At 64.5% G+C, this 21,997-nt stretch carries 25 protein-coding genes and 1 tRNA gene; 7 read left to right on the forward strand and 19 right to left on the reverse strand.

Translation table 11 applies throughout. The annotated features are described in order from the left end of the window. Positions 1 to 5: 5 nt before the first annotated feature. From gstA to ubiE, 6 genes are all read right to left on the reverse strand, one after another. Positions 6 to 611, reverse strand: a complete 606-nt coding sequence (gene gstA, locus CO731_RS00590; protein WP_108605484.1) for a glutathione transferase GstA — start codon at positions 609 to 611, stop codon at positions 6 to 8. A 124-nt stretch (positions 612 to 735) separates the two neighbouring features. Next, positions 736 to 1,953, reverse strand: a complete 1,218-nt coding sequence (gene coaBC / locus CO731_RS00595) for a bifunctional phosphopantothenoylcysteine decarboxylase/phosphopantothenate--cysteine ligase CoaBC (RefSeq protein WP_108605485.1) — start codon at positions 1,951 to 1,953, stop codon at positions 736 to 738. 9 nt (positions 1,954 to 1,962) lie between these two features. Beyond that, positions 1,963 to 2,364 carry a type II toxin-antitoxin system VapC family toxin gene (locus tag CO731_RS00600; protein ID WP_108605486.1) on the reverse strand — a complete coding sequence of 134 codons (402 nt, stop codon included), beginning with the start codon at positions 2,362 to 2,364 and terminating at the stop codon, positions 1,963 to 1,965. Beyond that, the gene (locus CO731_RS00605) at positions 2,361 to 2,621 is read right to left on the reverse strand and encodes a hypothetical protein (RefSeq protein ID WP_108605487.1); all 261 of its coding nucleotides are present in this window, start codon (positions 2,619 to 2,621) and stop codon (positions 2,361 to 2,363) included. Before CO731_RS00605 ends, CO731_RS00600 begins: the two co-directional genes overlap by 4 nt. Before the next feature lie 86 nt (positions 2,622 to 2,707). Then, the gene (gene ubiB, locus CO731_RS00610) at positions 2,708 to 4,282 is read right to left on the reverse strand and encodes a 2-polyprenylphenol 6-hydroxylase (RefSeq protein WP_108605488.1); all 1,575 of its coding nucleotides are present in this window, start codon (positions 4,280 to 4,282) and stop codon (positions 2,708 to 2,710) included. Between the two features lie 13 nt (positions 4,283 to 4,295). Next, entirely contained in the window at positions 4,296 to 5,072 is a 777-nt protein-coding gene (gene ubiE, locus CO731_RS00615) for a bifunctional demethylmenaquinone methyltransferase/2-methoxy-6-polyprenyl-1,4-benzoquinol methylase UbiE (RefSeq protein WP_108609549.1), read from the reverse strand. A 109-nt stretch (positions 5,073 to 5,181) separates the two neighbouring features. Between ubiE and CO731_RS00620 the strand changes: the two genes are divergently transcribed. The 3 genes from CO731_RS00620 (at position 5,182) to CO731_RS00630 (ending at position 7,532) form a co-directional block, all read left to right on the forward strand. Next, a complete protein-coding gene (locus CO731_RS00620; protein WP_108605489.1) occupies positions 5,182 to 6,156 on the forward strand; it encodes an adenosine deaminase in 975 nt (324 codons plus the stop codon). A gap of 104 nt (positions 6,157 to 6,260) precedes the next feature. After that, positions 6,261 to 6,887 (forward strand): uracil phosphoribosyltransferase, encoded by a 627-nt coding sequence (upp, locus tag CO731_RS00625; RefSeq protein WP_108605490.1) that lies wholly within the window; start codon positions 6,261 to 6,263, stop codon positions 6,885 to 6,887. Between the two features lie 102 nt (positions 6,888 to 6,989). Then, complete coding sequence (locus tag CO731_RS00630) at positions 6,990 to 7,532, forward strand: TIGR02281 family clan AA aspartic protease (RefSeq protein WP_108605491.1); 543 nt, start codon at positions 6,990 to 6,992, stop codon at positions 7,530 to 7,532. A 10-nt stretch (positions 7,533 to 7,542) separates the two neighbouring features. Here CO731_RS00630 and CO731_RS00635 read toward each other — a convergent pair whose 3' ends face one another. Then, on the reverse strand, positions 7,543 to 8,493 hold the full coding sequence (locus CO731_RS00635) for an AraC family transcriptional regulator (protein WP_108605492.1): 951 nt from the start codon (positions 8,491 to 8,493) through the stop codon (positions 7,543 to 7,545). A gap of 72 nt (positions 8,494 to 8,565) precedes the next feature. Between CO731_RS00635 and CO731_RS00640 the strand changes: the two genes are divergently transcribed. Then, positions 8,566 to 9,780, forward strand: a complete 1,215-nt coding sequence (locus CO731_RS00640) for an MFS transporter (RefSeq protein ID WP_108605493.1) — start codon at positions 8,566 to 8,568, stop codon at positions 9,778 to 9,780. Between the two features lie 36 nt (positions 9,781 to 9,816). On the opposite strand, the gene deoA is transcribed toward CO731_RS00640, so the two are convergent. The 6 genes from deoA to CO731_RS00675 form a co-directional block, all read right to left on the reverse strand. Then, positions 9,817 to 11,136: a thymidine phosphorylase gene (gene deoA / locus CO731_RS00645; RefSeq protein ID WP_108605494.1), complete on the reverse strand. Its 1,320-nt coding sequence runs from the start codon at positions 11,134 to 11,136 to the stop codon at positions 9,817 to 9,819. A gap of 276 nt (positions 11,137 to 11,412) precedes the next feature. Then, positions 11,413 to 12,219: a purine-nucleoside phosphorylase gene (locus CO731_RS00655; protein ID WP_108605496.1), complete on the reverse strand. Its 807-nt coding sequence runs from the start codon at positions 12,217 to 12,219 to the stop codon at positions 11,413 to 11,415. Continuing rightward, positions 12,216 to 12,608 (reverse strand): cytidine deaminase, encoded by a 393-nt coding sequence (gene cdd, locus CO731_RS00660; RefSeq protein WP_108605497.1) that lies wholly within the window; start codon positions 12,606 to 12,608, stop codon positions 12,216 to 12,218. Before cdd ends, CO731_RS00655 begins: the two co-directional genes overlap by 4 nt. 2 nt (positions 12,609 to 12,610) lie before the next feature. Next, positions 12,611 to 13,582: an ABC transporter permease gene (locus CO731_RS00665; RefSeq protein WP_108605498.1), complete on the reverse strand. Its 972-nt coding sequence runs from the start codon at positions 13,580 to 13,582 to the stop codon at positions 12,611 to 12,613. Position 13,583: 1 nt separating this feature from the next. Next, positions 13,584 to 14,723 carry an ABC transporter permease gene (locus CO731_RS00670; RefSeq protein WP_108605499.1) on the reverse strand — a complete coding sequence of 380 codons (1,140 nt, stop codon included), beginning with the start codon at positions 14,721 to 14,723 and terminating at the stop codon, positions 13,584 to 13,586. Continuing rightward, complete coding sequence (locus CO731_RS00675; protein WP_108605500.1) at positions 14,720 to 16,252, reverse strand: ABC transporter ATP-binding protein; 1,533 nt, start codon at positions 16,250 to 16,252, stop codon at positions 14,720 to 14,722. Before CO731_RS00675 ends, CO731_RS00670 begins: the two co-directional genes overlap by 4 nt. 164 nt (positions 16,253 to 16,416) lie before the next feature. Between CO731_RS00675 and CO731_RS00680 the strand changes: the two genes are divergently transcribed. Beyond that, positions 16,417 to 16,626 (forward strand): SlyX family protein, encoded by a 210-nt coding sequence (locus CO731_RS00680; protein ID WP_108605501.1) that lies wholly within the window; start codon positions 16,417 to 16,419, stop codon positions 16,624 to 16,626. Positions 16,627 to 16,647: 21 nt separating this feature from the next. On the opposite strand, the gene CO731_RS00685 is transcribed toward CO731_RS00680, so the two are convergent. The 5 genes from CO731_RS00685 to CO731_RS00705 form a co-directional block, all read right to left on the reverse strand. Continuing rightward, entirely contained in the window at positions 16,648 to 17,019 is a 372-nt protein-coding gene (locus CO731_RS00685) for a VOC family protein (protein WP_108605502.1), read from the reverse strand. Positions 17,020 to 17,121: 102 nt separating this feature from the next. Beyond that, entirely contained in the window at positions 17,122 to 18,111 is a 990-nt protein-coding gene (locus tag CO731_RS00690) for a BMP family ABC transporter substrate-binding protein (RefSeq protein WP_108605503.1), read from the reverse strand. Between the two features lie 194 nt (positions 18,112 to 18,305). Further along, complete coding sequence (gene msrA / locus CO731_RS00695) at positions 18,306 to 18,971, reverse strand: peptide-methionine (S)-S-oxide reductase MsrA (protein ID WP_108605504.1); 666 nt, start codon at positions 18,969 to 18,971, stop codon at positions 18,306 to 18,308. A 59-nt stretch (positions 18,972 to 19,030) separates the two neighbouring features. Further along, positions 19,031 to 19,351, reverse strand: a complete 321-nt coding sequence (locus CO731_RS00700; protein WP_108605505.1) for a hypothetical protein — start codon at positions 19,349 to 19,351, stop codon at positions 19,031 to 19,033. 91 nt (positions 19,352 to 19,442) lie between these two features. Then, the gene (locus CO731_RS00705) at positions 19,443 to 20,135 is read right to left on the reverse strand and encodes a hypothetical protein (protein ID WP_108605506.1); all 693 of its coding nucleotides are present in this window, start codon (positions 20,133 to 20,135) and stop codon (positions 19,443 to 19,445) included. Between the two features lie 342 nt (positions 20,136 to 20,477). Here CO731_RS00705 and CO731_RS00710 point away from each other — a divergent pair. Then, a tRNA-Ser gene (locus CO731_RS00710) sits at positions 20,478 to 20,567 on the forward strand. A gap of 147 nt (positions 20,568 to 20,714) precedes the next feature. After that, a complete protein-coding gene (locus CO731_RS28520) occupies positions 20,715 to 20,879 on the forward strand; it encodes a hypothetical protein (protein WP_159091509.1) in 165 nt (54 codons plus the stop codon). 59 nt (positions 20,880 to 20,938) lie between these two features. Here the strand turns inward: CO731_RS28520 and CO731_RS00720 are convergent, their stop codons facing one another. Beyond that, positions 20,939 to 21,922, reverse strand: coding sequence for a LysR family transcriptional regulator (locus tag CO731_RS00720; RefSeq protein WP_245439556.1), 984 nt, complete (start codon positions 21,920 to 21,922; stop codon positions 20,939 to 20,941). Positions 21,923 to 21,997: the final 75 nt, after the last annotated feature.

The raw sequence follows: 21,997 nt of genomic DNA on the forward strand, positions 1-21,997 counted from the left end.
ATACGTCAGGCCAGACCTTCGGCGCGCAGCGCCTTCTGCACCGCTGGGCGGGCGGCCACGGTACCGAGATAGCGCTGGATGTTGGCGAAGGACGACAGGTCGATGCCGACATGCCTGGCCCAGCCGAGGATCGTCCAGAGATAGGCGTCGGCGGCAGTGAAGGCATCGCCCATCAGGTAGGAACGGCCATCGAGCTTGGCGTCGACATAAGCGAGGCGCCTGGCGAGAAGCTCGCGGTTGATCTCCTTGGTGGCCTCGGGCGTGTTGGGCTTGAAGAAGGCGCCGAAGACCTTGTGCAGCTCGGTGGCGACGAAGGCCAGCCACTGCTGGACACGGTAGCGCGCCATGTCGCCGGCCTTGGGCATCAGGCCGCTCTCGGGCTTCTGGTCGGCAAGGTACTGGACCAGCACCGAGGCCTCGGTCATCAGCTCGCCGTCGCCGAGCACGAGCGCCGGCACATATCCGTTGGGGTTGGTGGCGAGGAAATCCTGCTGGGCTTCGGTGGTCTTGGTCTTGCCGTCGACCTTGACGAGATCGAGGTCGATGCCGACTTCGTTGGCGACGATGTGGGGTGCCAGCGAGCAGGCGCCGGGCATATAGAAAAGCTTCATTTCAAGGAGAACTCCGGATGGGTGGGCCCTCCTGTCGCATGCGCGGGCGAGGCGGCAAAGCACCCAATCGGTGAACACTATGTATGCCGCTGCAACCTGATCGCGATCTTGAAATCGCGCGCCGCTACACAGTGATCGTCTTCAGCCTCTCGGCAATGAGTGCGGCCAGCCGCGTTGCGACCTCTTCCTTGGAAAGATCCGGCCATTCGTCGACGCCACCCTTGCTGACGATGCGGACCCGGTTGCGGTCGCCGCCCATGACGCCGCCCTCGTGGCTGACATCGTTGGCGACGATGAAATCCGCGCCCTTCTTCGCCAGCTTGGCCTGGGCGTTCTTGAGCACGTCCTGGGTCTCGGCAGCGAAACCGACGACGAGGAATGGTCGCCTGGCGTGATGACCGACGCCGGCGAGGATGTCGGGGTTCTCGACCATCTGCAGCGCGGGCGGTCCCTCGCCCGCCACCTTCTTGATCTTCTCGCCGGCGGCATTGTCGGTGCGCCAGTCGGCAACGGCGGCGACGAAGACCGCGGCATCGGCCGGCAGCAACTGTTCGACGGCGTCGCGCATCTCGCGCGCGCTCTCGACATGGACGGTCTTCACGCCGGCAGGATCGGCAATGGTGACCGGGCCGGAGACGAGGCGGACGTCGGCGCCGAGCCGGGCCAGGGCGGCGGCGAGCGCATGGCCCTGCTTGCCCGACGAGCGGTTGGCGATGTAGCGCACCGGGTCGATGGGTTCGTGCGTCGGCCCCGAGGTGACGATGACCTTCTTGCCCGACAGTGGCTTCGGCTTGCTATCGAGCAGCGCTTCGATCGCCGCCACGATCTCCAGCGGCTCGGCCATGCGGCCCTCGCCTGCCTCGTTGCTCTCGGCCATCTCGCCCTTCATCGGGCCGATGAAATGGATACCATCTTTTTCCAGGGTGGCACGGTTGCGGCGCGTCGCCGGGTTCGACCACATGCGGGGGTTCATGGCCGGCGCCAGCAGCACTTTCTTGTCGGTGGCAAGAAGCACGGCGGAGGCGAGATCGTCGGCATGGCCGTTGGCGAGCTTGGCCATCAGGTCGGCGGTGGCGGGCGCGACCACGATCAGGTCGGCCTCGCGCGACAGCCTGATGTGGCCGACATCCTGCTCGTCCTGGCGGTCGAAGAGATCGGTGAAGACGTGGTCGGCGGTCAGCGCACCCACCGACAGCGGCGTGACGAACTGCTGGGCAGCCGAGGTCATGACCGCCCGCACCGAAGCGCCGCGCTCACGCAGCCGCCGGATCAGGTCGAGCGACTTGTAGGCCGCGATGCCGCCGCCGATGATGAGCAGGATGCGCTTGCCGGAAAGGATCATGCTTGGCCCTCAGGCCGGCTTCAGCGCCGGCACGATGTCGGTATGGATGAAATCGTCGCCCTTGAAAAGCAGTGGGACGTTCCGGGTTTTCGCCAGGGCATAGGCGAAGCAATCGCCGAAGTTGAGATTGGCCGGATGCCCCGAGTCCCGGCCGAAGCGGCGATGCGCATCGACGGCAGCGTCGGCGAGGCCGCGATCGAAGGCGACAACGTCGAACTGCAGCGCTTGGGCAAGTTGTTGCAGGCGGTCCAGGCCATCCGATCCAAGCCGGTTCGACACGACAATGCCCGTCTCGGCCCAGGTCGGCGCACACACCAGAACCGGCGAACCATACATGACACGGGCCACGTCCTCGGCCTCAGGCTCGGCCGCAAGAAATGCGAACAATGCCGAGGTGTCGATGACGATCATCGGGAACGTTCGGACTCGTAGAGATAGTCCCAGACCTCGTCCTGCGCCCTCTTGGAATCTATCGGCGCGGCGGGCTTGCGGGACAGGCTCATGATGTCGTCGAAGGAGACCTTGAGCAGGCGGCGATTGCCGTTCCTGACATCGCGGGTGATGACGTCACGCGCCTCCTGCTCCATCGACACGCCGCGGGCGGCGGCGCGCGTGCGCAGCTCCTGCTTCACATCGTCATCGAGGTTGCGGATCACCAGCGTGGCCATGGCACGGCTCCAGTCTCCGCCCAAAGATAGCGCCGTCGGCGGCTGCATTCAATGATAGCACTGCTAGCAATGCTATCATTGTCCGATCAGGTGATTTGCCAGGCGAGGAAAACCAGCGTCGCCGCGATGATCCAGAGCGCGATGCGGCCGGAGCGGTTGTAATGCGCCTCGGCCTTGCCGATGGCCTTGGCGGTCTCGGGATCGAAACGCAGGCCGTTCTCGGCCATGGCGTCGATCTGACGCGACAGGCGTTCGGTGCGGGCGGCGAGATCGGGCGCCTGGCGGACGAGCGACATCAGCGCGCCGAGGCCATCGCGGGCGTCGATGAGCAGGCCCTGCGGGCCGAGATTGCCTGATATCCAGTGACCGACCACGGGCTCCGCGGTCTTCCACATGTTGAAGGCGGGATCGAGCGTGCGGGCAACGCCTTCGACAACGACCATGGTCTTCTGCAGCAGCACCAGTTCGGGCCGCGTTTCCATGTCGAACAGTTCGGTGACCTCGAACAGCAGCGTCAAAAGCTTGGCCATCGAGATGGTCTCGGCCGGCTGGCCGTGGATCGGCTCGCCAATGGCGCGGATGGCCTGGGCGAAGGCCGCGACATTGTGGTGGCGCGGCACGTAGCCGGCTTCGAAATGCACTTCGGCGACACGCATGTAGTTGCGGGTGATGAAGCCGTAGAGGATCTCGGCGAGGAAGCGCTGCTCCTTCTTGCCGAGTCGGCCGGAAATGCCGAGATCGACGGCAACGATGTCACCCTTGGCGTCGACGAACATGTTGCCGGGGTGCATGTCGGCATGGAAGAAGCCGTCGCGCAGCGTGTGACGCAGGAACGACTGGACTAGCGTCGCGGCAATCGCCTTGAGGTCGAAGCCGGCGGCGCGGAGCCCCTCGATATCGTTGAGCTTGACCCCGTCGATCCACTCCATGGTGAGCACGTCGCGGCCGGTGCGCTCCCAGTCGACTGCCGGCACGCGGAAGCCGGGATCGTCCCTGGTGTTTTCGCCGAGCTCGGAATAGGCGGCCGCCTCGAGCCGGAAATCCATCTCGATCTTGGTGGTCTGGGCCATCGTCTCGGTGATCTCAACCGGACGCAGACGACGGCTCGAGGGGACGTAGCGTTCCTGCAGCCGGGCGGCGAGGAAATAGCTCTCGAGGTCCTGGAAGAAGCGCTTGCGGACACCGGGGCGGATGACCTTGACCGCGACCTTGCGCGGGCCGTCCGGCGTCGCCACCTCGGCCGGATGGACCTGGGCGATGGAAGCCGCAGCGACCGGCGCATCGATGCTGATGTAGAGATCTGATACCTTGCGGCCGAGCGAGTCTTCGATGGCGGCGACGGCTTCCGACATCGGGAAGGTCGCCATGCTGTCCTGGAGAAGGGCGAGGTCGAGCGCGATGTCGTCGCCGACGACGTCGGGACGGGTCGCCAGGAACTGACCAAGCTTGACATAGGACGGCCCAAGCCGGGCAACGGCATTGGCGAGGCGGTCGCTGCGCACGCGCTTGAGCGCGCGCCGGCGGGTCAGCAGCCTGGCCACGCGCCAGCCGAATTTCGGCAAGCCAGTTAGCTGGTCGCCCGGCAGGGCCGCGACCACACCCTCGCGCACCAGAACCCAGCCCGCGCGCGCGAGCCGGAAAGACGCCCCGATACTGCTCATCGCGCGGCGTCCGTCAAAGCTTCCAGCCCGAGTGAAGCGCTGCGATGCCGCCGGTATAATTGCGGAAGGTGACGCGATCGAAGCCGGCGCGGGAAATCATCGCGGCAAAATTCTGCTGGTTGGGGAACTTGCGGATCGATTCGACAAGATAGGCGTAGGGCTCGCCATCGCCGGTAACGGCCTGACCGATGCGGGGAATGGCGTTGAACGACCAGGCCTCATAGACCTTGTCGAGCAGCGGCATGTCGACCTCGGAAAATTCGAGGACCAGCAGGCGTCCGCCAGGCTTGAGCACGCGCCAGGCTTCCGTCAGAGCGACATCGATGCGCGGCACGTTGCGAATGCCGAAGGCGATCGTATAGGCGTCGAAAGTCTCGTCGGCGAAGGGCAATTCCTCCGCATTGGCCTCGACGAAATCGGTCTTGCCGGCGAGCCCGCGCTTTTCAGCGCGCTCGCGGCCGACACCAAGCATCGAGCCATTGATGTCGAGCACGGTCGCATGCGCGTTGCCATGCGAGGCATCGATGATGCGAAAGGCAACGTCGCCGGTGCCGCCGGCCACGTCGAGCACCTTCCAGCCGGGACGCTTGGGCGGATTGAGCCAGGCGACCATGGCGTCTTTCCACACCCGATGCAGTCCGCCCGACATCAGGTCGTTCATCATGTCGTAGCGGTTGGCGACCTTGTGGAAGACCTCATTGACCAGGCCCTGCTTGTCGCCCGCACCGACATTGCGGAAACCGTAGGAAGTTTCCATGCCGCCGACAGCTGTCGTCCGTTGTTCTGACATTTTGTTGTCCAATCAAATCCGGCGGGACCATAGCCGATCACACCAGCCGGCGCTATTGTTTGAGGCGCGGTTTTAGGCCGCGCCCGCGCCGACAGACAAGGAACAACGAATGCCTTTGAAAGCCGAGCTGCACTGCCACATAGAAGGCGCGGCCGCACCCGAACTCGTCATCCGCCAGGCGCAGAAATACGGCAAGGACGTCTCGCCCTTCATCCAGAACGGCTCCTTCGTCTGGAACGACTTCACCTCCTTTCTCGCGGCTTACGACTTCGCCGCCGACCTTTTCCGTACCGAAGAGGACTATGCCAGGCTATCGGAACACTACCTGACGAGCCTTGCCCGCGACGGCGCCATCTATTCGGAAGTTTTCACCTCCCCCGACCACGCCATCAAGGCGGGGCTGTCGCCCAAGGCCTATACCGACGCGCTCGGCGAAGGCATGGAACGGGCCAAGGCCAAGACCGGCATCGAAGGCCGCATGATCGTCACCGGCGTGCGCCATGTCGGCGTCGAATCGATCGAGGCGGCCGCGCGCTTCGCGGCCAAGTGCAACCATCCGCTGGTAACCGGCTTCGGCGTTGCCGGCGACGAGCGCATGGGCGACTTCGAGGACTATGTCCGCGCCTTCGAGATCGCCCGCGAGGCCGGCCTCGGCATCACCGTCCATGCCGGCGAACTGATGGGCTGGGAGAGCGTGGCCGCAGCCCTCGACCACATCCGCCCGTCGCGCATCGGCCATGGCGTGCGCGCGATCGAGAACCCCGACCTGGTCAAGCGCATTGCCGACGAGGGCGTGGTGCTCGAGATCTGCCCGGGCTCGAACATCGCGCTCAAGGTGTTCGATAGTTTCGGCGAGCATCCGTTCCGCAAGCTGCGAGAAGCCGGCTGCAAGGTGACGCTCAATTCCGACGATCCGCCCTATTTCTGGACCAACCTGAAGCGCGAATACGACCTCGCCGCCGAGCATTTCGGCATGGACGAAAAGGCGCTGATGGCGACGACACGGACGGCGATCGAGGCGGCCTTTGTCGACCGCAAGACAAAATCGGCGCTGCTGGCCCGGCTGGACGGCCATAAACGCTGAATTTCGGCCGACAAAACTGTGGTTCAAGGCTGGTGCGACATTGGTCGGCAGCGCGCCAGCCGATAGAATGGCGTCAATTTTCCGAGTTCCAGGAGCGTACACCCATGACCGTGACCGTCGTCGACCATCCGCTTGTCCAGCACAAGCTGACCATCATGCGCGACAAGGAAACCTCGACGGCCGGCTTCCGCCGCCTATTGCGCGAGATTTCGCTGCTGCTCGGCTATGAGGTGACGCGCGACCTCGAACTGACCACCAAGATGATCGAAACACCGATCGAGACGATGGAAGCGCCGACGCTCGAAGGCAAGAAGCTGGTGTTCGCCTCGGTGTTGCGCGCCGGCAACGGCCTGCTCGAAGGCCTGCTCGACCTGGTGCCGGCGGCGCGCGTCGCCCATGTCGGGCTCTACCGCGATCACGAGACGCTCGAAGCGGTCGAGTATTTCTTCAAGGCGCCGAGCGATCTCGGCGACCGCCTGGTGATCGTCGTCGACCCGATGCTGGCGACGGCCAATTCGGCGATCGCGGCGATCGACAAGCTGAAGGGCCGCGGCGCCACCAATTTGCGCTTCCTGTGCCTGCTCGCTTCGCCCGAGGGCATCGAGCGCTTCACCAATGCGCATCCCGACGTGCCGGTGTTCACCGCCTCGATCGACCGCGAGCTCAACGACAAGGGCTACATCATCCCCGGCCTCGGCGACGCCGGCGACCGCATGTACGGCACGAAGTAGGCGCTTAACCCACGGTTTACCGCCTTTGCCATTGGGGTGGCGCCGTTAAAGGCGCGATCACCATCCACGGCCTAGGGTGACGCCTGAATTCGAGGCGTCACCATGCTGCGTAAGATCATCATATTCGGCCTTTGCGCCAGCGCGTCGGCGTCGTTGCCTTCGCTCTACGAAAAGCACGGCGATACGCTGAAGACACTGCTGGGAACGAGTGCGGCGGGCAACGTCCCTGCGCCGCAGCCGATAGCCGTCAGCGCGGCGACCGCATCGACGGCGGGCCGGCGCGTCACGATCGACGCCGACATGCGTGGGCATTTCACCGCAACCTTCAAGCTCAACGGCCGCACTGTGGAGGCCATGGTCGACACAGGTGCGACGCTGGTCGCCATCAACCTTTCGACGGCGCGGCGCGCCGGCGTGAAGGTTGCCACCAGCGACTTCACCCGGGAAGTGAACACCGCCAACGGCGTTGCCAAGGCCGCCGTGGCGCGCATCGAGCGGCTGCAGATCGGGCGGATCAGCGTCGACGACGTTCCGGTGATCGTGCTCGAGGACAGGGCGCTCGAAGGCACGCTGATCGGCATGAGCTTCCTGTCGCGGCTGAAGAAGTACCAGGTCGAGGACGGCGCGCTACTGCTGGTGCAATAGGACGCTAGGCTTAAGACGCCGGGTCCGATGTCCTGAAGTGGCCGGGCGGCTGGCCAAGGACACGCTTGAAGGCACGACTGAACGCCGCCTCCGAATCGTAGCCCAGCCGTGAGGCGACGACCGAAATCCTGAGGCGGTCGCGGACCAGCCACTGCCTGGCCTGATGCATCCTGACCTGGGTGACGTAGCGCGCCGGCGTTTCGCCGACGATGGCGGCAAAGCGGTCGGCGAAGCCCGAGCGTGAAGCGCCCATGATCCGGGCCAGCGCCTCGACCGTCCAGTTGCGGGTCGGTTCGAGATGGATGGCAGCGAGCACCCTTCCGACCTTGGGGTCCCGGACTGCCGCTATCCAGCCGCTCGAATCGCCGCAGCCGCGCTCGACCCACGAGCGGATGATGATAGCGGCGAGCACGTCGGCAAGCCGTGCGACGATACCGGCGGAACCGACGCGCTCGAGCCGGACCTCACGCGCCATGGCCTCCAGCAGGTCCGTGATGCCGGGATCGTGGGCCACGAGTTCAGTGGTGCGCATGACATCGGGCATCATGCCGAGCAGCGGATGGAGGCCGTCGAGGTTGAAATGCATGCTGCCGCAAAAGAGCAGGGTGCCCGGCATGCAGCCTTGCGTCGACAGGCAAAAGACGTCCTTGCAGACCTCCCGGATCTCGTAGCCGTTGACCGGCGAGGATCTGGCGCCAGGCTCGCTCGCCAGGGCATGGGTGGCGCCCCGCGGCAAAAGCACAGCATCGCCGCATTTAAGTTCGACCCATTCGCCCGACGGCTGGCGCAGCCAGCAAGCCTTCTGGCCGACGAAATAGAACCGTGCCGTGGCCTGGGCCGGGAATTCGATGTTCCACGGCTCCTTCAGTTCCCAGCGGCCGTATTCGACACCTTCGAGACGAAGGCCGCGCAGGATGTCGGTCAGAGGATCGCCGGAAAGTTTGGACGAATGATCATTCATGCTGGCGTTTCTAGCATGGAAACGCCAAATCTCCAGCCCCATGTTGCACCGCATCACAATCGGAGACCCACCATGAACGATATCGCGGCCGCAACACTGGACGGTATCCCACTCCAGCAATCGAGACCCGCGGAGCGTGCGGAACCCAAGTGGGGCGCTGTGGTTTCGCTGTCGCTCGGGGTGTTCGGCCTTGTCACGGCCGAGTTTCTTCCGGCAAGCCTGCTGACGCCGCTGGCCCAGGATCTGGGCATCAGCGAAGGAACAGCGGGGCAAGCGGTGACCGCAACAGCAATCGTCGGCGCCATTGCTGCACCTACCATGGCCATTGCGACAAAACGGATCGACCGGCGGCACGTGATGATCGGCCTGTCGGTGCTTCTGGTCGTCTCGAGCCTGCTTGCAGCCACTGCCTGGTCGCTGCCGTCGCTGCTGTTCGCTCGCGTGCTGCTCGGGATCGCGCTTGGCGGGTTCTGGTCGATGTCGGCGGCAATTGCGATGCGGCTGGTGCCCAGCGATGTGCTGCCGCGCGCCATGTCGATCATCCTGACCGGCGTGTCGGTCGCGACTGTCTGCGCCGCACCCGTGGGCGCCTATGTCGGCGATGTCTGGGGCTGGCGCAGCGCCTTCGTCATCGCGGCAGGCGTCGGCGTGGTCACGCTGATCGTGCAATTCGCCACGCTGCCGAAGCTGCCGCCCATCGGCATTGCGAGCTTCGGCGCCTTGCTCGAGGTGAGCAAGAACCCGATGATCCGGGTCGGCCTGCTTCTGGTGATCCTGACCGCGTCGGGCCACTTCGCCGGCTTCACCTATTTCCGTGCCTTCCTCGAACAGGTGCCGGCACTCGGAATCGAGACCATCTCGCTCGTGCTGCTGGCGTTCGGCATCGGCGGCTTCTTCGGCAATCTTGGCGGCGGGTTGCTTGCCGAGCGCAGCCTGAAGTCGGCAGTGACGCTGGCTCCCCTGCTCATCTCGATTGCCGCACTCGCGCTCCTGCTCGCGGGCGTGTCGCCGACTATCTCGACCATCGCCATCGCTGCCTGGGGCTTTGCCTTCGGGGCCGTGCCGGTGGGCGTGCAGACGTGGATGGTACGTGCCGCGCCCGACCAGGCTGAAAGCGCCGGCGGCCTGATGGTGGCGACGTTCCAGGTGGCGATCGCGCTGGGCGCTGTCTTCGGCGGCCTGCTCGTGGACAACATCGGCGTCAACAGCGCCTTCATCTACAGCGTCGCAGCCACACTTCTGGCCGCACTGGCCGTCGCCTGCTTCGGCCGCAAGCACGCACGCTGATCATGTTGGACGTGCCTTTGGCGCTGCGTGGCAAACTTAGCTGCGCGGCGCGATGCGCCTGGCGATGACCTTGGCGGCAGCGGGCTTTGCCTCGCCAAGACCGTAGGCGGCGCGCACGGCGGCTGCGGCGGCCTCGGCATCGGAAGCACTGCGGGCATGGACGAGTGCCAGGGGGTCGCCCTTCTTGACCTCCGCACCCACCGGCAGCAGCCGCGTGATGCCGACGGCATGGTCGACCTTGTCCTGCGGCCGGGTGCGCCCGCCACCGAGGGCAACCACGGCGAGGCCGATGTCGCGGGTGGCGATGGCAGTCACGAAGCCGTTGAGCGGGGCCGTCACGGCGAGTTCTACATCTGCTTTGGGCAGGTACTTGGGCGGGTTCGCCACGAAATCGGCCGGCCCACCCAGAATTGAGACCATGCGGCCGAAGATGTCGGCGGCGGTGCCATCCTCCAGGGCCGTGCGCGCCCGCGCCAACCCCTCGCGCTGAGAGGTGGCCCTGTCGGCGGAAAGCAGCATCTCGGCGGCGAGCGCCAGCGTGACCTGTTCGAGGCGAGGATCGCGGAAGCGGCCGGTGAGAAAATCGACGGCGTTCTGGACCTCGACGGCATTGCCGGCGGCGGAGGCCAGCGGCTCGCTCATGCCGGTGATCAGCGCCGTGGTCCTGAGGCCCGCACCGTTGGCAACCTCGACGAGGCTGGTGGCGAGTGCCGAGGCGTCGCGCGTCTTTTCCATGAAGGCGCCGTTGCCGATCTTGACGTCGAGCACCAGCGAGCCGAGGCCGGCGGCCAGTTTCTTGGACAGGATAGAGGCAGTGATGAGCGGCACGGATTCGACCGTCGCGGTGACGTCGCGGACGCCGTAGAAACGCTTGTCGGCGGGGGCGAGGTCGGCAGTCTGGCCTATGATGGCGCAGCCGGCCTCGCGCACTGTGCGCCTGAACAGGGCAAGGTCGGGCTGGCTGGCATAGCCCGGGATCGAGTCCATCTTGTCGAGCGTGCCGCCGGTATGGCCGAGGCCGCGGCCGGAGATCATCGGCACATAGGCGCCACAGGCGGCGACGATGGGGGCGAGCATCAAGGAGACGTTGTCGCCGACGCCGCCGGTGGAATGCTTGTCGGTGACGGGACCAGGCAGGTCTGACCAGTCGAGCACGTCGCCGGAATCGCGCATGGCGGTGGTGAGCGCCACGGCCTCGTCGCGGCTCATGCCGTTGAAGAAGACAGCCATGCCGAAGGCCGCGATCTGGCCTTCGGAGACTGTGCCCGAGGTGACGCCGGCGACGAAGGCTTTGATCTCGTCGGCGCCCAGCGGCTTGCCGTCACGTTTGCGGCGTATGATTTCCTGCGGGAGCATCAGAAGGCGCTCGCGGTCGGCAAAGGTTGGCGCTCCATGTTGCCCCCCTCTGGCCTGCCGGCCATCTCCCCCTCAAGGGGGGAGATCAGTCTCGTCAACGCCGCGCCAATTCCTGCAACTTGGGGCGCTTTGGCCGACAAGGAGATTCCATTCTGCCGCTGACGATTGGGCGAGGCGTCTGCTAAGGCCTGATCTCCCCCCTTGAGGGGGAGATGGCCGGCAGGCCAGAGGGGGGCGTGAAGGAACGCAGCGTTCCTCGCCGGCGCCACCCAACGCTTACTCATCAAACGAGCCTTTCTCGAAGGCCTTGCGCAGCACGGTGGCGAGGCGGGCGCCGCCGATGGGCGCCATGTCCTTGGTCTCGCGATGCGACAGCTCGGCGCCGGTCATGCCGGCGGCAAGGTTGGTGATGACCGAGCAGGCGACGACACGAAGGCCGAGGAAGCGGGCGATGATCGCTTCCGGCACGGTAGACATGCCAACTGCATTGGCGCCGAACATGCGGGCCATGCGGATCTCGGCAGGCGTCTCGAAGGACGGGCCGGAGAACCACATGTAGACGCCCTTGTGCAGTTCGATCGCGGCGGCATCGGCGGCGGCCTCGAAGGCCTTGCGCAGGCGGCCGTCATAGGCCTCGGTCAGGCCGACGAAGCGGCGGTCGGTGGGCTCGCCGAACAGCGGGTTGGTGCCGGCGAAATTGATGTGGTCCTCGATCAGCATGATCGAACCGGGCAGCATTTCGGGATCGACAGAGCCCGCCGCATTGGTCAGTACCAGCTTGGTGACGCCGATACCGGCGAGAGTCTCGAGCGCCGGACGCATCACCGAGGCGTCACCATGCTCGTAATAATGGGCACGGCCGGCCATCATGACCACAGGCCGGCCACCAAACAGCCCGGCGACCAATTCGCCGGCATGGCCGGTGACGCCGCTCCTGGGGAAACCGGGCAAGGCGGCGTAAGGAATGCGAACGGCGTTTTCGACCTCATCGACGAGACCGCCGAGGCCGGAGCCCAGCACCATGGCGGTTGCCGGGGCGAGACCGTCGAGCTGCTCGACAAGGCGATCGACGGCTTCCTTCATTTGAGCATCTCGCCTTCGAAGCCATAAGGCAGCATCTGACCCATGGTCACGGTTTCGACGATGCCGGCATCGTCGCAGAGATAGAGCTTGGTGTCGGGGCTGGTGAATTCGGCGAGGCGTTGGCGGCAGCCGCCGCACGGGGTGATGCGGGCCATGCGCTCGGCAACGACGGCGATCTCGGTGATCTTGCCGCCGCCGGCCATGATGTAGTGGCCAAGTGCCGTGGTCTCGGCGCACCAGCCCTCGGGATAGGAGGCGACCTCGATATTGGCGCCGGCAAATACTTGGCCGTCTTCGGTGCGCAGTGCCGCGCCAACCGGGAATTTCGAATAGGGCGCGTAGGCCTTGGCCATGGCGGTGCGGGCCGCCTGGAACAGGTCGTGCGACAAGATCAGCGCTCCTTCACATAAGGCACGCCGCCGGCGCGGGGCGGGATGGCCTTGCCGATGAAACCGGCGAGCAGGATGACGGTGAGGATATAGGGCAGCGCCTGCATCAGCTGCACCGGCACCTTGCCGATGACCGGCAGCGGCGAGCCCTGCAGGCGGATCGACAGCGCGTCGAGAAAGCCGAACAGCAGGCAGGCGAACATCGCCGGCACCGGTTTCCACTTGGCGAAGATCAGGGCGGCGAGCGCGATGTAGCCGCGACCGGCGGTCATGTCCTTGACGAAGCCGGCGTTCTGGGCGAGCGCCATGTAGGAACCGGCAAGACCGGTGAGGATGCCGGTGCAGATGACCGCACGATAGCGCAGCCAGGCGACAGAAATGCCCGCCGTGTCGACAGCTGCCGGATTTTCGCCGACGGCGCGCAGGCGCAAGCCGAAGCGCGTGCGGAACAGCACCCACCAGGTGAACGGCACCGCCAGGAAGGCGACGTAGGTCAGCAGCGAATGGCCCGACAGCAGGCCGGAATAGAGCTGGCCGATGATCGGCACATCGCGCAGGGCATCGGCACCCGGCAGGTGGATGGCGCCGAAGCGACCTTCGGGCGGCAGTGAGGGCGTGCGGCCGCCCTGCTGGAACCAGGCCTGTCCGAGGATGATCGTCGAGCCGGCGGCGATGAAATTGATGGCAACGCCCGAGACGATCTGGTTGCCCCGGTGGGTGATCGAGGCAAAGCCGTGGATCAGCGCCATGCCGACCGAGACCAGCACGGCGACGAGCAGGCCGATCCATGCCGAGGCAAAGACGGCAGCGGCAGCAGCACCGGCAAAGGCGCCGGCCAGCATCTTGCCCTCGAGGCCGATGTCGAAGACGCCGGCGCGTTCGGAATAGAGGCCGGCCAGGCAGGCGAGCAGCAACGGCACCGAAACGCGGATCGTCGAGTTCAGGATGTTGATGAGCGTGTCGACGAATTCCATTTCAGGCACGCTCCCCTTTGGCCGCGATGCCGACCGATCGTGGACTGAAGCTCGCGAAGATGCCCTGGATCGTCGGGCGGAACATGTTTTCCAGCGCACCGGCAAACAGGATGACCAAGCCCTGGATGATGACGATCATGTCGCGGCTGATGTTCGGCATCTCGAAGGCGAGTTCGGCACCGCCCTGATAGAGCATGCCGAACAGGATCGCCGCCGGCACGATGCCGACCGGATGCGAGCGGCCCATCAGCGCAACCGCGATACCGACGAAACCGGCCCCGCCGGCGAAGTCGAGCGGAACGTTGTGCTGGTCGCCCATGATCGGGTTGAGCGCCATCATGCCGGCCAGGGCGCCGGAGATCAGCATGGTGACGATGATGATGCGCGTTTCCGAAATGCCGGCGTAGCGCGCGGCTTTCGAGCTGAAGCCGTAAGTACGGATCTCGTAGCCGAGCTTGGTGCGCCAGATCAGCACCCAGACCAGGAAGGCCATGGCCAGCGCCAGCAGGAACGAGATGTTGAGCGGCGCCGATGGCCTGACCTTGAGGCCGAACTCGGCCAGCAGCCAGCCGAGCTTGGGCAGTTGCCCGCCTTCGAGGAATTGGCGCGTTTGCGGCGCCATCGACCCGGCGGGCTTCAACACGTTGACCAGCATGTAGACCATCACGGAGGCGGCGATGAAGTTGAACATGATGGTGGTGATGACGATGTGCGAGCCGCGCTTGGCCTGGAGATAGGCCGGGATCAGCGCCCAGAGCGCGCCGAAGAGCGCCGAGGCTATGATCGCCATCGGGAAGACGACCCACCATGGCAGCGTGCTGTCGAAGGCCAGGACAACGATGGCGATGCCGAGGCCGGCGATATAGGCTTGGCCCTCGCCGCCGATATTGAACAGGCCGCAATGGAAGGCAACCGCCACCGCGAGGCCGGTGAAGATGAAGTTGGTGGCGTAGTAGAGCGTGTAGGCAATGCCCTGGCCGCTACCGAAAGCGCCCTCGACGAGGATGACGGCGGCACGCAGCGGGTTTTCGCCGACGAGCAGCACCACAAGGCCGGCCACCGCAAAGGCAACAAGCAGGTTGATGAGGGGAATGAGGCCGTAGTCGGCCCATGCCGGCAGTTTTGCGTAAGGCGTGCTCATTCGGCGGCTTCCTTGTGCTCGACGCCGGCCATCAGCAGACCAAGCTCGCCTTCGCTGGTTTCGGGTCCGCGCTCGCCGACGACGCGGCCGGCGAACATCACCAGGATGCGGTCGGAGAGCGAGCGGATCTCGTCGAGTTCGACGGAGATCAACAGCACCGCCTTGCCCTGGTCGCGCATGGCGATCAGCCGCTTGTGGATGAATTCGATGGCGCCGACATCGACGCCGCGGGTCGGCTGGCCGACGATCAGGACGCCGGGGTCCTGCTCGATCTCGCGGGCGAGCACGATCTTCTGCTGGTTGCCACCGGAGAAATTGGCGGTCTTGAGCCGGGGATTGGCCGGGCGGATGTCGTATTTCTCGATCTTGTCCTGCGCGTCCTTCTGGATCGCCTCGAGATTGAGGAACGGGCCCTTCAGATATTGCGGCTTGTCGTGATAGCCGAGGATCGAGTTCTCGCTTTCGTCGAAGGCGAGCACCAGGCCGACGTGATGCCGGTCCTCCGGCACATGGGCCAGGCCACGGTCGCGCAGTTCGCCCGGGTCAGCCTGGCCGGTCAGGTCGATCGGCGTGCCATCGAGCATGACCGTACCGGACACCGCCTTGCGGATGCCGGAAACGGCTTCCATCAGTTCTGACTGGCCGTTGCCGGCAACACCGGCAATGCCGACGATCTCGCCGGCGCGAATGTCGAAGGAGACGTCGTCGACCATGGTGACGCCGCGCGAGTCCTTGACCGTCAGGTTCTTGACCGCAAGCTTGACCGCGCCGGGCTTTGCCTCGCCCTTTTCGACGCGCAGCAGGACGCGGCGGCCGACCATCAGCTCGGCCAGCTCCTCGACCGCGGTCTCGCTGGTCTTGCGTGTCGCCACCATCGTGCCCTGGCGCATGACCGAGACATTGTCGGTGATGGCCATGATCTCGCGCAGCTTGTGCGTGATCAGCACCACCGTCTTGCCCTGCTCCTTGAGCTGCTCAAGGATGCGGAACAGGTGGTCGGCCTCGGCCGGGGTCAGCACGCCCGTCGGCTCGTCGAGGATCAGGATCTCGGCGCCGCGATAGAGCGCCTTGAGGATTTCGACGCGTTGCTGGAGCCCGACCGGCAGTTCCTCGATGAGCGCGTCGGGATCGACCTCGAGGCCGTATTCCTTCTCCAGGCGGCGCAACTCCGAGCGCGCTTTGGCGATCGACTTCGTCAGCAGGGCCTCGCCCTCGGCGCCAAGGATGACGTTCTCCAGCACCGAGAAGTTCTCGACCAGCATGAAGTGCTGGTGGACCATGCCGATGCCGGCGGCGATGGCGTCGTTCGGTGTCTTGATCGCCGTCGGCTTGCCGTTGACACGGATTTCGCCGCTGTCGGCCTGGTAGAAACCGTACAGGATCGACATCAGCGTCGACTTGCCGGCGCCGTTCTCGCCGATGATGCCGTGGATGGTGCCGCGCGGAATTTCGAGCGCGATGTCGCGGTTGGCGCGCACGGCGCCGAAACTCTTGTTGATGCCGATCAGCTCGATCGCATTTTCAGCCATTCGACCGTCCCACCTCAGGTTCTTATGTTCTTGTTATGGCTTGTCCGAAGAGCTAGCACGGTCGCCCTGCCCTGCCAATCGGCTCGGCTCCCGTACTCGACAAACCGGGCGCGGATGCCCACTTTCGACTGGTCCCGACCATTGCGGACCGAGGAGCATTGACCATGACCACGCCACAGGATCGGCTGACGACGCTGGAAATCCGCAATGCCGAACAGGAGCACGTGATCGAGGAGCTTTCGGGCCAGGTCGCGGAGCAGTGGAAGGTGATCGACCGCCTGCAGAAGAAGCTCGACGCGCTGGCCGACCGCTTCCTCGTCCTCGAGGAGCAGACCCTGCCCGACACGCCGGTGACGAAACCTCCGCACTGGTAGAACCGCACGCTGCCAAGGCTTTCAGGTCAGGCCGGCCGCATCAGACGGTTGCCACAGCTCGATCGGGTTGCCCTCGGGATCGTGGATGCGGCAGAAGCGCCCGACCTCGGAATCCCATTCGGCGCGCGTCTCGACTGCTATTCCCGCCGCCGTGAGGTCGGCCATCATGCCATCGAGATCGTCGACGCGCAGGTTGATCAGCCATTGCTGTTCGGCGCGCCCGAAATAGTCGGTGTCGTGGCTGAAGGGCGCAAACACGGTCGGACCCGCCTGCTGCTTCCAGACTTCCTTGGCGATGTCGAGGATACCGAGATGCTTCTCGTACCAGGCAGCGAGCGACTGGGGCTCTCTGGCGCGAAAGAAGAAACCGCCTATGCCGGTGACCTTGGCCATCACATCCTCCCGCCGGTGGCGAGCTCCGTGAAATTCTCCTGCCTGAACGAAACGAACCACCAGGCACATGCCCGGTGGTTCGCATTTCCGGTCTTCAGCCGATCAATAGGGGCACTTGTCGTCCGAGGTGTAGTCGTGGACTTGGACGGTACCGGCGATGATGTCGGCCTTGGCCTTTTCGACCGCAGCCTTCATCTCGTCGGTGACGAGCGCCTTGTTGTTGTCGTCCATGGCGTAGTCGACGCCGCCTTCCTTGAGGCCGAGGTTGTTGATGCCACCCTCGAACTTGTCGTTCTTGGCATCCATGAAGGCGTTGTAGACGGCAACGTCGACGCGCTTGAGCATCGAGGTCAGCACCTTGCCGGGCTGCAGGCCATTCTGGTTGGAATCGACGCCGATGCCGAGCTTGCCGGCATCTGCCGCAGCCTGGAGCACGCCGACGCCGGTGCCGCCGGCAGCGGCGTAAACCACGTCGGCGCCCTGCGAGATCTGCGTCTTGGTGATTTCACCGCCCTTGGTCGGGTCGTTCCATGCAGCCGGCGTGTCGCCGGTCATGTTCTGGATGACTTCGGTGGCACCCGCAGCCTTGGCACCGCCAACGTAACCGCAGCCGAACTTGCGGATCAGCGGAACGTCCATGCCGCCGACGAAGCCGACCTTCTTGGTGGTGGAGGCGAGCGCCGCCATCACGCCGACGAGGTAGGAACCTTCATGTTCCTTGAAGACGATCGACTTCACGTTGGGCTTTTCGACGACCATGTCGATGATGGCGAACTTGAGGTCCGGATAGTCGGTCGCCACCTTGTCGAGCGCCTCGGACCAGGCGAAGCCGGCCATGACGATCGGATTGCGGCCGTCCTCGGCAAAGCGGCGCAACGCCTGGTCGCGCTGCGAGGCATTGGAGACTTCGAACTCGACATAGGAGATGCCGGTCTCGGCCTTGAACTTTTCCGCGCCGTTGAAGGACGCTTCGTTGAACGACTTGTCGAACTTGCCGCCGAGATCGTAGAGCAGTGCCGGCTGGACATCAGCGGCAAACGCCGGAAGACACATGGCGGTAGCCGCCAGAAGGCCGAGAACGATACGTTTCATGTGATCCACACCCTGTCGGTTGTCTTTTTGCGATCGCCGCACGCACCGTTCCTCCGGTTGCCGCACAGCACATGGCGAGGGCCCTATCCCCCCACGCATAGCCATTTCTTGCACGGGCCAAGACAAAATTCACGCGGAATCTTGACCTTTTGGAAAAATGCACAGGCGTCGCAAATGGTGTGTGAAACGAATGCCTAAATGGCGGCCCGCTGGGGGATCGCGCAAGCAACGCCGGTGCCCTTCAGACCGCAATAGCCATAGGGATTCTTGGCCAGATACTGCTGATGATCCTCTTCGGCGAAATAGAACTCCGGCGCGGCTGCGATCTCGGTGGTGATCTTGTCGCGCCCGGCGCCTTTCAGCGCCGCCTGGTAGGCATCGCGCGAGGCGATCGCCTCCGCCTGCTGGGCGTCGGAGAAGGTGTAGATCGCCGAGCGGTAGGTGGTACCGACATCGTTGCCCTGGCGCATGCCCTGCGTCGGGTCGTGGCTCTCCCAGAAGATCTTCAGCAGATCGGCGTAGGCGACCTCCTTGGGGTCGAAGACGACAAGCACGACCTCGGCATGGCCGGTGAGGCCGGTGCAGGTCTCCTGGTAGGTCGGATTGGGGGTAAGCCCGCCGGCATAGCCGACAGCCGTCACCCAGACGCCTGGCGTCTGCCAGAACAGCCGCTCGGCGCCCCAGAAGCAGCCGAGGCCGAACAGCGCCTGCTCGAACCCCTCGGGGTAAGGTCCCTTGAGCGGGCGCTTGGAGACATGATGCTTGTTGGCGGTCGGAAGCGGTCGCTCGCGGCCGGGCAGTGCCTCGCCGGGCACCGGCAGCTTGAGCTTCTTGTTCAGCATGTCGCTCAGGAAAAACATCGGGAGTCTGCCTTTCTCATAGAGCCGAAACCCTGTCGCGCCGCGGCAGCGGCCGGCGGTCAGACTTCGGCAGTGAAGCGGCCCGGGCGCCGCCTGTGGCCTATCGCGTAGAGCAGGAAAGACAGGACGGCGAAGACCGCGAAGCCGGGAAGATTGAGCACCGGCACGATGGCCGCATCCCACAATGCGGGGCCCGTCTTTTCGCGGACGAAAGCCTCGGTCGCGGCAAGAGTGCTCGGCGAGGCCGTCTGCCAGCTGGTGTCGAGCGGGGTCATCACCAGCCGCGACACGGCCACCGTGCGGGTGGCGTCGAGCACTGCCATGATGACGGCCACCGAAAGCGCGATCGCTGCGGCAAGTCGGAACACGAAGCGGATCATGCGAGGCCCTAGGATACCGGTTTCGACAGCAGAAATAGGGTGTGCGGCGCCCGGGCGCAATCACGGACACGCCGAATTGACAGGCAAATGGCTAGGCGGCGACCTTGGGCCTGCGGCGATGGATGCGCCAGACGGCGAAGATGCCACCTGATATGGCACCGACCAACCCGCCGACCAGGCCGACCAGCACCACGAAGTAGCCGCAAGCGCCCTCGAAACAGCTCATGTCGGTGACCTCGGAAATGCCGGTGCCGGCCGCAAGCCCGGCCACGGCACCGACCGCCCCGCCGACGATGACGCCGATAAGACCAGCGAAAAGCGAAACCAGCAGGCCGGGACGGGCGCGTTCGTCATTCCCTACCAAGGCACGCGGTTGATCCTGTCGGCTGACCAGCCAGATCATAACAAGGCCTATCGCGATCTCGCCGCCGTCCCAGGCGAGACCGACAAGGCCAAAGGCGAAGTCGGGCATGACAAGGACATAGATCTGCTTGGCCACCAGGATGGCGATGATCGTCCATTGCCAGAGGGTGAAGTTGCGCGGGAAGCGAACATCGCGATTGTAGGCAAGGACAAGCAGATAGATTCCCCAGGCAATCGTCACCGCGCTGAAGCCGACCGAGGCATAGATCAGGTACAACACCGCCGCCGGCATCGAGAAATCCAGCATGATGCCGATGCTGGCATCGATGCCGCGTGCGCTGAGCGCCATGACGAGGCAAAGCCAGGCCACCGGCAGCCAGCGCCAGATGTCCCAGCCGGACGGTTCGTTCTCGGACGGCATCGAATCTCCCCTGCCCCGCACTTTGTGACAGAGCGCCAGCCACTTGCAAGAAGGCCGATCACGGCCCCGGACCATCGCCCTGCGGTCGCGGCCCGCCCCGTTCGTGGTGCTGCGCGCGACCCCGATCATTTTGCCTGATAACATTTGCCACGTCAGCGCTTGGCAAGTGGCGCAGGATCGACTAGATGAGCCCCGCAGTCGGATGCTCAATGTGTTCGGTGGCAGGCGATGGGTGCCCGGCAGGTTGGCTGCACCCGAATGACGGCTCAACGAGCCGACGCCAAGGAGATGCGTGCACTCCCAACCGGCCCGGCATAACCAGCCGGCGCCAGGCGCGCATGCGGAGAGGTGGCCGAGTGGTTGAAGGCGCACGCCTGGAAAGTGTGTTTACGGGAGACCGTAACGCGGGTTCGAATCCCGCTCTCTCCGCCAGCCCCTAAATAACTGTAATCATTTCTCTTTTATGCTTCCGAGCACTCGCCTAAAGCCGCTGGGACGTAGGCTGTTGCGACTTCAGGCCTGCAAGGGCCCCAGAGCGGCTCCTGTTTTTCCTCGAGGATGGCGGCGACGTCGGGATCGTTGACCCGCATCACCCGGTTGTCCGGCATTGTGATTTTCCGCAAGGCCCAGCAGCTCGGCGCGGAGGCAGGCTTGGCGGGCGACCGTGCGAGCGTGCTGCTGGCTGACGATTTCCAGGTTGGCGCGCGTCATGTCTCGCAAGGCTCAATCGAACACGCGCACTGATCCGAGTGGGGCATGTCGATGCTTCGGGGCTGGGCAGGCGCAGGCCCTCACTCAACAGCTTAGCGCCAAGGAGACATGCCCGGCAGATCCTTAGTCGAAATCAGCGCGCGGCAAATGTCTACGAAGCTCTCTGCAGCACGTGTCATGCGCAACCCCTTCAGGCTTGCAATGCCGAGAACCATAAGGGGATAATCGCCCTGCAGCCGTACATAGGACAAGCCTTTGCCAGTGAGGGCAACCATACTGATTGGCCTCGCTGTCGTCAGTGAATAGCCAAAGCCGGAACCTACGAAACTACGAACTGTCTCGGGATACTCAAACTTTGCCGCAATGTACGGAGTGAGGCCCTCCATCATGAAAAGCGAGAGAAAATACTCCTTGCTTAGCGGCATATCCAGCTGAATGAACGGCTTTGCGGCGACTTCGAACAGCGAGATCGATTCTCTCTGCGCAAGTGGATCGTCCGACGCCAATAGAACGTAGATCGGCAGCTCTGCCAGCGGCTCGAAGGCGATGTCGTCGGTGAGATGTATGGCATAGGTGAGTGCCAAATCGATCTCTGCCCGACGCAGCTTCGCCATCAATGTGGCTTCGTCCTCCTCGCAGACCTGCAGTCTGACTGCCGGGCTTTGAAGCATGAACCTCTTGCAGAGCTCGGGAATGAGCATCGGCGAGAGAGTGCGAAACCAGCCAACATTCAGGGGGCCAGAAGCAGACTGAGTCACTTCGTCGGCAATGCCATGAATATTCTCGGCCTGCTGCAGAAGTGCCTTGGCGGCATGCAAAAAGCGTTGACCTGCCGGCGTCAGGGACAATCCCTGCGCATGATGGCGGACGAAGAGTTGGAGGCCAAACTCGGCTTCGAGCTGAGAGATGGCAGCCGAAATAGCTGGCTGGGAAATGTTGATGCGTTCCGAGGCCAGGGTAACTCCGCCCACCTCGCCCGCAGCCACGAAGTAGGCGAGCTGCCGCAACGTAAACCGCATTGAAAAGGTACGTAAATCGAGATCGTTCACAAGGCCCTGAGCTAGGTTGGTATTCAAGCTAGGTATTCCTCGCGGCGCCGGTTGGACGATTGCGTAAGAAACCATCTCGGACGATGGCGGCTGTGAATTTTA

This window comes from Aminobacter sp. MSH1 (genome assembly GCF_003071665.1).
Lineage (GTDB): Bacteria > Pseudomonadota > Alphaproteobacteria > Rhizobiales > Rhizobiaceae > Aminobacter > Aminobacter niigataensis.